Consider the following 10,964-nt stretch of genomic DNA (forward strand, 5'->3'; position numbering starts at 1 on the left):
GATGTCAGAACAAATTCTGCTCCCCATCGCGCGAGGAAAAATAGTTTTTTCCTTCAGCTGCGCATAAATTTTTCTTTTCATTGGAAAAAAATACTAAAACTGAATTCCATTTGAGTATTTACTCTCTGATCTAATTGATTTGAAAGTTTCCGCACATCAAACGGATCGATCTCCTAAAAATTAAGTCGTTCGACTTTAGTCTTCCACCTCAATATACGGTGCGAATTCGAGGCAAATACGCCTTGCCATAAGTATTTTTTTCGTTTTTATATGCACTGCACACATTCAAGGTCCGGGCAATGGAGGCAGGTTCTGTAACCTGATTGCCCGGACCTCTCAATCTTCAGGCCATTTCCTGGTCACCATCTTGGAGCGACATATGCCACAAGCCCTTAAGATCGGCACACCGAAGGAAACCTTCCCAGGGGAAGCCCGTGTGGCAATGACCCCTGAGTCGGCGAAACAGCTGCAGAAGCTTGGCTATACTTGCCTTGTGCAGAGCGGTGCCGGAAAAGCTGCCGGTTTTTCAGACGAATCCTATAAGGACGCGGGGGTTGAGATTGTCAAAACCGCCGCGAGTCTTTGGAAAAAATCGGACATCATCACCAAAGTCCGTCAACCGGACGACAAGGAGATGGGCTATCTGACCAAGGGCAAAACGCTGATTTCCTTCTTCAACCCCGGCGGCAACGAAAAGGGGATGGAACAGGCGAAGGAAAAAGGCGCCAATGTCATCGCCATGGAAATGGTGCCGCGTATTTCGCGCGCGCAAAAAATGGATGCACTCAGCTCCATGGCCAACATTGCCGGCTACAGGGCTGTAATCGAGGCCGGCAACAATTTCGGCCGCTTCTTCACCGGCCAGATCACCGCCGCAGGCAAGGTGCCACCGGCAAAAGTTCTGGTCGTCGGAGCCGGTGTCGCCGGTCTTGCCGCTATCGGAACATCCACCTCGCTCGGGGCTGTCACCCTGGCCTTCGACGTGCGCCCGGAAGTGGCGGAACAAGTCGAATCCATGGGTGCTGAGTTCGTTTATCTGGATTTTGAAGAAGATCAGCAGGACGGTGCCGCTACCGGCGGATATGCCAGTGTTTCTTCTCCCGAGTTCCGCGAAGCTCAATTGGCGAAGTTCCGCGAACTTGCTCCGGAGATGGACATTGTCATCACCACTGCGCTGATCCCGAACCGCCCGGCACCGAAGCTGTGGCTGGAAGACATGGTCAAGTCCATGAAACCGGGCTCGGTGATTGTCGATCTGGCGGCGGAGCGCGGCGGCAATGTCGAAGGCACGGTTGCCGACGAAAAGGTTGTCACCGACAATGGCGTCACCATCGTCGGCTACACCGACTTCCCGTCTCGTATGGCATCGCAATCCTCTACGCTCTACGCGACAAACATCCGTCACATGATGACCGATCTGACGCCTGAAAAAGACGGCCAGATCAATCACAACATGGAAGACGACGTCATTCGCGGCGCGACCGTCACTTATGAAGGTGAAATTACCTTCCCGCCCCCACCGCCCAAAGTCCAGGCAATTGCTGCCAAATCCAAGGAAAAGCCGAAAGAGCTGACTGCGGAAGAAAAGCTTGAGCAGGAAAAGGCGGCTTTCAAAGCGCAAACAAAACAACACGTCACGCTGCTCGGTGTTGGCGGCCTTCTCATGTTGCTGGTCGGCCTAATTGCACCAGCCAGCTTCATGCAGCATTTCATCGTCTTCGTGCTGGCCGTGTTCGTTGGCTTCCAGGTGATCTGGAACGTCAGCCATTCGCTTCACACCCCCTTGATGGCGGTGACCAATGCCATTTCATCGATCATTATCCTTGGCGCGCTGATGCAACTCGGCTCCGGTTCTGTTCTGGTGATCATTCTGGCAGGTCTGTCTATCTTTATGGCCGGAATTAACATCTTCGGCGGTTTCCTCGTCACCCGGCGCATGCTCGCCATGTTCCAAAAATCCTAAGGAGGCCGAGAGATGGAATTCGGTTTCACGACTGCCGTCTATGTTGTTGCGGCTGTTTTGTTCATTCTGTCCCTGGGTGGCCTATCCGGACAGGAAAGCGCCAAACGGGCCGTTTGGTACGGCATTGTCGGCATGGGACTGGCGGTTGCGGCAACGCTTATCGGTCCTGGTTCAGGCCTCTGGCTACTGTCCCTGATCCTGATTGCAGGCGGCGGTATCATCGGGTTTTACGTCGCACAAAAGGTGCAGATGACCGAAATGCCACAGCTTGTGGCAGCCATGCACTCACTTGTGGGTCTGGCAGCGGTTTTCGTCGGCTTCAATGCCTATATCGAACTGGGTCGCGTTCTGGCGATGGGGCATGAAGAGCGCGAAGCTCTGGAAGGCTTCGCCGCCATTCTTGCTCACAAGACCCCGATCGAACAGTCGATTCTGAAGGTCGAGGTTTTCCTTGGTGTTTTCATTGGTGCCGTTACCTTCACCGGCTCTGTCGTTGCTTTCGGCAAGTTGGCCGGCAAAGTAACCTCCAAGGCAGAAAAACTGCCGGGCGGGCATATGCTGAACGCAGGCGCTGCCGCACTCAGCGTTATCCTGCTGATCATGTTCCTGAATGGGGCGGGCATCTGGACATTGATCCTCATGACGCTGCTGGCCTTCTTCATCGGCTATCACCTGATCATGGGTATCGGCGGCGCAGACATGCCTGTTGTGGTCTCCATGCTGAACTCCTATTCAGGCTGGGCCGCGGCAGCCATCGGCTTCTCACTGGGCAACGACCTTTTGATCGTTGTCGGTGCTCTGGTCGGCTCTTCTGGTGCGATCCTGTCCTACATCATGTGCAAGGCGATGAACCGTTCCTTCATCTCCGTTATCCTCGGCGGCTTCGGCAATACCACCGGCCCGGCAATGGAAGTCGACGGCGAGCAGATCGCGATTGATGCGGACGGTGTTGTTGCTGCACTGGAGGACGCTGACAACGTCATCATCGTTCCGGGCTACGGTATGGCAGTTGCTCAAGCGCAGCAGTCGGTCAGCGAGCTGACCAAGCGCCTGCGGGCCAAGGGCAAGAACGTCCGCTTTGCGATCCACCCGGTTGCGGGTCGCTTGCCCGGTCACATGAACGTTCTGTTGGCTGAGGCAAAAGTGCCTTATGACATCGTTTTGGAAATGGACGAGATCAACGAGGACTTCCCCGAGACGGACGTCGCAATCGTCATCGGGTCCAATGACATCGTCAACCCGGCGGCCCAGGAAGATCCGAACTCCCCGATCGCCGGCATGCCGGTTCTGGAAGTATGGAAGTCAAAGCAGGTTTTTGTTTCCAAACGCGGCCAGGGTACGGGCTATTCCGGCATCGAAAACCCGCTTTTCTACAAAGAGAACACGCGCATGTTCTATGGCGATGCGAAGGCCAGTCTCGACAAACTGCTGACACAGATCGACTGATCACGACGGCAGTCACAAATCACCAGGCCGCCCCGGGCAAACGGGGCGGCTTTATTGTTTCAAGGTGCCGGTTTTTCAGGGGACTGGCGGGCAGACCAGAAACACACAATCGCCAGTAACAGATAGATGCCAACCGGAAACCAAAGTGCTGTCCGCGCAGCCGTGACAAACCCTGCTTCGCTTCTTTGCCCTTCCAGACTACCGAAAAAGATCTGACCAATGACGGCAATACCAATCGCAATGCCAATCTGTTGGAACGCCTGGAGCACACCTGAACCTGCTCCGGCGTCCAGACCGGAGACACGGGAGAGCACGCTTTGAAACAAGGCCGGAACCGCGGTTCCCATGCCAGTTCCCACAACAAACAGCGGCATCATGAAGCGCCAGCCCGACAAATTGCTCTCCGCCGCATCAACGACAAGCATCAATCCGGTCATTCCAAGTGCCAGTAGTGCAGCACCCAGTGTAATCCGATACTCAAGCCAACGATGTCCAACCCGGCCGCTGAGATAGGACGCAATCATCGCGCCGACCGGATGTGGTGCAATGATGAGCCCGGCGACTAGAGGGGAAAAGCCAAATCCGGACTGCAGAAAAATCGCAAGCATGAAAAACACGCCGGCTATCCCGGAGAAAAAAGCAACGACGACGGACAATCCGAAGACGAAGTCCCTGTCCTTGAGAAGACAAATAGGCAGCAACTGTGTCATTGCCCGCGATGCGCGGTTCGCTTGGTGCTTGAGGAAAACAACAGCCAGCATGACTGCGCCCCCAAGCAGAACCAGACACCACCAGGGCCACCCCAAATGCCGCCCTTCGACCAGCGGGAATGTCAGACTGACGATTGCCAGGAAAAAAAGGACCGCGCCGGCCCAGTCCGGCTTCAGGGTAGGCTCAGCCACGATTGACGGTACAAAGCGCATCGCCCCGATGAGCGAAAACAGACCAAGGGGAATGTTGAGGAGAAATATCGGCCGCCAGCTCAAACCGGCAAAGTCGATTGCGAGGATCGCACCACCACTCACCGGCCCCGAGACAGCGCCTAGCGCACTAACAACCCCATAAAGCCCAATCACCCTTCCCCTTTCTTCCGTTCGAAAAAGAACGTGCACAATCGCCAGCACCTGCGGGACCATCATGGCCGCCGACAGTCCTTGCAGACCGCGGGCCGCAATCAGAATTCCGGAACTAGTCGCCATGCCGCAAATTGAAGAACTCAGCACAAATCCGGCAACTCCCCAGATAAACACCTGCTTTCGCCCGAAAATATCTCCGAAACGACCAAATGGGAGCAATCCTGACGCAAACGCCACGACGTAGATGACCAGAATCCACTCCAGCTCCGTCTCGCTTGCACCAAGGTCGTTGCGGATCGCCGGTAAGGCCAGGTTTACGATCGTGACGTCAAGAAGGTTGATGAACGCGGCCAGAAAGAGAACAGCCACGGCCGCCCGCCTGTTTCCCGCTCCCGCACCGGAGTTGAGCACTGCTATTGACATGAAGGAAACGCCTTTGAACCGAATTTCAGTGAAGTCATGAAACTTATAAAGATACATGATGCAGCGAGTCAATCTTACGTATCTTTATTTGTAACGTGATTAAATTTGATCTACAGTTCCGCAAACAGGAGACTGAATTGCGGACAGACAGCCGACTTCCGAGAGTGCTGCACGTTTTACTGCACCTCGCGCAGCACGAAGCCCCCTTAACCTCGGATCAGATAGGAGCCATGCTCGGAACCAACCCTTCCCTTGTCCGGCGAATGATGGCCGGATTGCGTAAGGCAGGTTTCGTCAGTTCCACCAAAGGACATGGCGGCGGCTGGTACCTTTCCAGACAACTGGACGAAATCTCCCTTGCCGACGTCTACAAGGCACTCGGCTCACCACCATTGTTTGCGGTGGGTCCTTCCGGTGACACGTCTGCCTGTTTGCTTGAAAGAGCCGCGAATGAAATTACTCGTCAGGCCCTCGATGCGGCAAACACCGTATTTCAACAAAAACTGGCTTCGACTACCGTGGCCGAAATCACAAATCCCTATTCTGATATAATCAAATCTTTTCATAGTGATAATTGAGTTTTCTAACTTCTTTTATGAAATCAGCACTCTCTATCTGCCAAGCGCGAAAACGCACGTCACACTTTTTCGAACCGACGCCACTTCTCGTATGCAATGGTTGCCGATCCAGAGTATTGACGTCATGGTCACGGGCGAAAAAAGAAAGGTCTCAGTATGCGGTTTCTGATTTTCGTCGGCTCGGAGAGAGACAGCACTCCACCGCGCCCGGCCCGGCTCGGACTGCGGGTTGTGAAGGCGATTGAAACCCGGCTTTCCGCCAGCCATGTCGATTTCGAATCCGTCGATCCCCTGCAGATTGATTTGCCGCCCCCCTTTAAACCGCATTTTTCTTATGCCCGCGGCAAAGCCCCGGACCAACTCGACGAACTTGCCCGAAAAATCTCCGAGGCCGACGGCTATGTAATGACGAGCCCGGAATACAATCACTCGATGTCACCGACCCTCGCCCACCTTCTCAATCATTTTGGCAGCTCGTTGTTTTCCTATAAACCCAGCGCGATCGTCACCTATTCCGCAGGCCAATGGGGCGGTGCCAGAGCAGCCGTCAACATGCGTTCCTTCCTCTCCGAGCTCGGATGCCTGCCCGTTTCCGCCATGATCCATGTGCCAAAGGCGCAGGAAGTTTTCGATGAGACCGGCAGCTATTTGGAGGGTATCGATCCCGGGCACTGGGACACCTATCTTGACCGAACGATCAAGCAACTCTTCTGGTGGGCCGAAGCTGCGAAGCATCAACGCCGTTCAGGTTCAATTAAAACGCCGGAAGCCTTCACCAAGGCACCGTCCCAGCGCAACGCTCCTGGATGAAACGATGCGCTTTAACCGTCACATTGCACCACCGATTGATCAGGAACTGGAAAACAATAGAAAACGCGGAGGACGGATATCAGACCCCTCCTCCGCGTTTGAGCAAGCCCCGTGGCCGGGACCTCCCACCGTCAGAATATCAGTTGCGCCTCGTCAATTATGATGCCGTTGCTGCTGGTGATCACCACCTCGTCGACCTGATCAAAGATATTGTCGTTAGTGTCATAATCGGTTTCGCGGCGCCCCCAGCTCGTGACCCTTTCGGTGCCGACTAGCACTCCGTCGTCATAGCCTTGCACTGTGATCGTGGACCACCAACCAGAAGCCGGTGTCAGAACAGCGCCTTCGAAATCAAAGTCACCGCCGTTTTCTAGAGAAAAGGACACGCTCTGACCCGCGCTTCGAACAGCCAGGTTGCCAGCAGAAACTCCGGTTGACGCATTTGTTGCAACCGCCCCTTCGAACACAACACCATTTTCCGAAAGGAAGGGTTGCCCATTGCTGCCGCCCTCAAATCCGATTACGTGAAGTTCTGGCCCGGTCGGGACGACGCCTTCACCATTGATGGTGATGGTCGCAGTTGCCGTATCCGTTCCGCCGTTCCCGTCGGAGACCAGATACTCGAAACTGTCGAACGCTGTTTCACCGTCCAGAAGATGATCAAAGGCACCGTTCGGGTCGTAGTTGAAATTGCCGTTCTCATTGAAAGAGACAATTGCGCCTGACGCCAGTTCGACATCCGCCCCTTCGTCCCCTTCCACCGAGAGCAATGTCAGGTTGTCACCATCGGGATCGCTGTCGTTTTGAAGCAGATCACCGGCAATCTGGTCACTTTCACCGACTTCAAATTCATCATCAACCGCGGTCGGAGATGTATTGGTGTCCGGCTGATCCTCGGCACTGGTGACGAGCTGAATGTTGTCGATATAAAAATCACGGTTTGCAGTCACCACGATTTCATCAATGCTATCGAACTCAGATCCCAGTTCGATTTCGTAGACCCCATTTCGGCGACGGATGGTTGCATTCACTGTGTCATCAAGCTCGCCATCGTCATAGGCTGCGATTTCGATTTGCACGCGACCGCGCGGCGAGCGAAGCAGCAGGCTGTCGAGGCTGAAGTCGCCATCGGTGGCTGTGATGGAGAAGCCATCGGACAGACCGACCTTGCCCCCTTCAACAAGATTGCTGCTGATGACTTCAATTCCATCAATCGCCAGTCCTGCTTCGCCTGTATACGCACCGTTGGGCGAGCCTTCAAAGTCAATAACGACATTCGTGTCCGGTTGGGGGTCGGGATCCGGCGCCGGAGGTGAAATGCCATCGATGTCGATAGTCACCGTCGCATCGTCAAATCCGCCCTCTCCATCTGAAATCCGGTAGGTGAAACTGTCCTGATCACTTTGCTCATCATTCAGGCCGTCAAAAGCTCCGTTCGGATCATAATCAAATGTTCCATTGGCGTTGACCGTAAGCAATGCCCCGGAAGAAAGCGTGATCTGCTGGCCAACGGATGTCGCCACCCCGTTCACCTGAACAATCGTCAGTGGATCATTGTCGGCATCACTGTCGTTGTTGAGCAGGTTACCTGAAACGGTTCCGTCTTCGTCCACGTTGTAATTGTCGCCGACAGCCACGGGTGCAGCATTGCCTGAGACACCATTGATATCGATTGTTACCGTTGCATCGTCGAAGCCACCTTCACCGTCTGAAATCCGGTAAGTGAAGCTGTCTTCGTCGCCTTGACCATCGTTCAGGCCGTTAAAGGCGCCATTCGGATCGTAGTCGAACGTGCCGTTGGCATTCACCGTCAGCAGCGCACCGGATGACAACGTGATCTGCTGGCCGACAGAAGCGGCAACACCATTCACCTGAACGACCGTCAACGGATCGTTGTTCCCGTCGCTGTCATTGTTGAGCAGGTTACCCGCTACCGTGCCGTCTTCGGCAACATTGTAGCTGTCGTTTACAGCAACAGGCGCGACGTTGTCAGTGGCCCCGCTGATGTCGATTGTAACAGTTGCATCATCGACCCCGCCCTCACCGTCAGAAATGCGATATGTGAAACTGTCTTCATCGGACTGCCCGTCATCCAGACCGTCAAAAGCACCATTCGGATCATAGTCGAATGTGCCGTTGGCATTGACCGTCAGCAGCGCACCGGATGACAACCTGATCTGCTGGCCAACGGAAGCTGTTACACCATTGACCTGAACGACCGTTAGCGGATCACCATTCGCGTCGCTGTCGTTGTTGAGCAGGTTACCGGATACCGTGCCGTCTTCGGACACGCTGTAGCTGTCGTTTACGGCAACCGGAGCCGCGTTTCCTGACAATCCATCGACCACATCCTGATAGCTCAGGGTCTGATCGTCAAAACCGATCCACTCCACTGTGCTCGAGACCAGATCGACTGCCGCATTGATAACCTGCAGGAACGAACCACTGACTGAGAAGGTATAGTCCGAATAGTCCCCATTGAACATCACGGTGTCCGTGCCGGAATTGCCGTAATACGTGTCCGCTCCGTCACTGTCATGGAAAGTGTCGTTGCCGCCGTTGCCGGTCAGCACATTGTTGGCGCTGTTCCCGTAGAACGTCTCCGATCCGGACCCGCCAATCGCGTTTTCGATTATCGTGCCTTCTGCGATGGTCAAGTTGCCGACACGCCCACCAATACTTGATGTTGACGGCGCGGTATCAGACCTGTCGGACGGGGCCAGATTGATCACGGAATTGTTTCCGTAACCGGACAGGTCCAGGGTGTCATTGCCGCTGCCATCGACAATCGTATAGGCAGTCTGGTCGCCATAGGTTGCAAATTGTGCCCAGATTTGACTGACGCTGCCGGAAACATTGGTGTTGAAGCCGTAGACGGTATCGCCGGCAAATGCATTGGAAACACCATAGCCCTGGCTGCCGTACAGGTCATCCAAGGCCATCCAGTCCACCGACATGGGTGTCTGCAGGAACTCATAGTCGGCATTGATCGACGAGTTTTCCGATTGGCTGAAATAGGACATCATCGATGCCTGCCAGCTGTCGTTTTCAAATGTCGCGCTGCCCGGATAGGACGCGGAACCGTTGTAATTGCCCTGATGACCGAGACCTAGTGCATGACCGATCTCATGAAGGATTGTCTGGAGCGTATAATCATCGAATGTCGATGTGCCACCTGACCAGTTGCTTGCAACGTTGATATAGGTCGCCCCAAGCGTGCCGTTGGTATAGTAGTTGAAGTTCGCGTAGGCCCCGGAACTGTTGTCGCTGAAGAAGAAGTCGACAACGTTGTCATTGGTCGAGGTGGTTTCAATAAACTGGATGCCAAGGGTCGCTTCAAAAAGCTTGAAGGCTTCACGCACGAGTTCTGCCCTTGCCGCAGACAGACCATTGCCGTCAGAAGAATAGCCGGACACATTGAAATAAAGAACGCCGTTATTGGCACGTGTTCCGGATGATCCCAGATTATGCGAGAGAGTTCCGTCCGAAGTGTTGATATTGCGGTCACCCCAATAACCGCTGGTCAGATAATCCGCCAAATCGCCTAATGGTGACGGCGCTGAAACGGTAACGCTGCCGGCGGGAACACCCCCAACCTCATTCTGCGCAATCCCGTCTTCCTGGCCTGAGCAGCCGAAACAGGAGCAGGTGTAATGATGAAGGATTTCGTCGCTGTCTCCGGTAACGTCTGGCCAGTCGAAGCCTCCAGGTGCCCAACCTTCCCCATCATCGGCAACAAAGCGTCCCGGTATGTCGTTCTCGCCGTCAGGTCGGTTTATAAAGAGGTCGTCAAACAACGAACCGATCGTCCCGGTTTCGGGTTTGTCCCAACTTGCTGTTACGCGTTCCATTGCCTCTTCGAACATGGCATCAATTTCCGATGCCGCTTCGAACAGCATGTCAATTACCGATTGAGCCCCGGCGTCCATCGGACTGCCGTCTTCTTCAACCGTTGCTGCAGCTGTCTCACTCTCTTCACGGGACACCGTAACCGGTGCTTCCCGATCGCCCTCCGGTTCCACTTCGCCGTCATCAGTTGGAAAGAGCGGGTTCCACCAGGGATCGTCACCGAGCCGGTCCAGCCACTGGGCGGAGATCACTCGTTCGTTCAGCCATCCACGAGCGACTTCCGCCATTCGCGTCTGGATATCGGACAAAATTTCTGCAAATCGACTGTCCGGATTCCCCTCGCCCAATGGAAATCCCTCCGATGAGCGAAGCAACGCTCGACCGGATACGGTGCTGACAAAATCTGTCGGTCGCATAGAAACCCTCACATCCCGATGTGCGGTGCCCCTCACAAGCACGCACACACCCCATTTTGCGAACGCCACCCAAACCGCGCAGACTATGTGATGTAAATTTCCCGTGCGTCAATTAACTATATCTAAAGTTTTCAATTCTATTCACAAAATAAATAAAGCCTCTGGATTGTCATTTTATTTCGTAAAAAGTGCATAATTTTGCCATTTTACTAAAATATATTGTCATATTTACTTAATAGCACAAGGGAAAACAGCAAAAAAGCTCGAACCTGATAATATGAGATGCAGCAAACAACCTTTTCTTGACTGACAATACAACACGGCGAGCAACCGTTTATTCCATGATTACCGAAAATAGTTTAAAGCTGTCTACCGTGTAACCATCGCGAAAATCCTTTAGACT

General features: G+C 54.0%; 6 protein-coding genes. 4 read left to right on the plus strand and 2 right to left on the minus strand.

Annotated elements, in window-relative coordinates:
- The first annotated feature begins 379 nt into the window (after nucleotides 1-379).
- Nucleotides 380-1,963 carry a Re/Si-specific NAD(P)(+) transhydrogenase subunit alpha gene (locus K5905_RS17020; protein WP_297585972.1) on the plus strand — a complete coding sequence of 528 codons (1,584 nt, stop codon included), beginning with the start codon at nucleotides 380-382 and terminating at the stop codon, nucleotides 1,961-1,963.
- A gap of 12 nt (nucleotides 1,964-1,975) precedes the next feature.
- A complete protein-coding gene (locus tag K5905_RS17025) occupies nucleotides 1,976-3,409 on the plus strand; it encodes an NAD(P)(+) transhydrogenase (Re/Si-specific) subunit beta (protein WP_297585973.1) in 1,434 nt (477 codons plus the stop codon).
- A gap of 59 nt (nucleotides 3,410-3,468) precedes the next feature.
- On the opposite strand, the gene K5905_RS17030 is transcribed toward K5905_RS17025, so the two are convergent.
- On the minus strand, nucleotides 3,469-4,908 hold the full coding sequence (locus K5905_RS17030; protein ID WP_297585974.1) for an MFS transporter: 1,440 nt from the start codon (nucleotides 4,906-4,908) through the stop codon (nucleotides 3,469-3,471).
- Between the two features lie 137 nt (nucleotides 4,909-5,045).
- On the opposite strand from K5905_RS17030, the gene K5905_RS17035 reads away from it, so the two are divergent.
- Together K5905_RS17035 and K5905_RS17040 are read left to right on the plus strand one after the other, a co-directional pair.
- Entirely contained in the window at nucleotides 5,046-5,486 is a 441-nt protein-coding gene (locus K5905_RS17035; RefSeq protein WP_297585976.1) for an Rrf2 family transcriptional regulator, read from the plus strand.
- Nucleotides 5,487-5,642: 156 nt separating this feature from the next.
- Nucleotides 5,643-6,296, plus strand: a complete 654-nt coding sequence (locus tag K5905_RS17040) for an NADPH-dependent FMN reductase (protein ID WP_297585979.1) — start codon at nucleotides 5,643-5,645, stop codon at nucleotides 6,294-6,296.
- Between the two features lie 131 nt (nucleotides 6,297-6,427).
- On the opposite strand, the gene K5905_RS17045 is transcribed toward K5905_RS17040, so the two are convergent.
- Complete coding sequence (locus K5905_RS17045) at nucleotides 6,428-10,561, minus strand: Ig-like domain-containing protein (RefSeq protein ID WP_297585981.1); 4,134 nt, start codon at nucleotides 10,559-10,561, stop codon at nucleotides 6,428-6,430.
- Nucleotides 10,562-10,964 lie beyond the last annotated feature (403 nt).

This window comes from Roseibium sp. (genome assembly GCF_025698965.1).
In the GTDB taxonomy this organism is placed as follows: domain Bacteria; phylum Pseudomonadota; class Alphaproteobacteria; order Rhizobiales; family Stappiaceae; genus Roseibium.

Coding starts and splice junctions, on each gene's coding strand:
- K5905_RS17045 (WP_297585981.1), bottom strand. CDS start 10,561: ATGCGACCGACAGATTTTGTCAGCACCGTATCCGGTCGAGCGTTGCTT.
- K5905_RS17030 (WP_297585974.1), bottom strand. CDS start 4,908: ATGTCAATAGCAGTGCTCAACTCCGGTGCGGGAGCGGGAAACAGGCGG.
- K5905_RS17025 (WP_297585973.1), top strand. CDS start 1,976: ATGGAATTCGGTTTCACGACTGCCGTCTATGTTGTTGCGGCTGTTTTG.
- K5905_RS17040 (WP_297585979.1), top strand. CDS start 5,643: ATGCGGTTTCTGATTTTCGTCGGCTCGGAGAGAGACAGCACTCCACCG.
- K5905_RS17020 (WP_297585972.1), top strand. CDS start 380: ATGCCACAAGCCCTTAAGATCGGCACACCGAAGGAAACCTTCCCAGGG.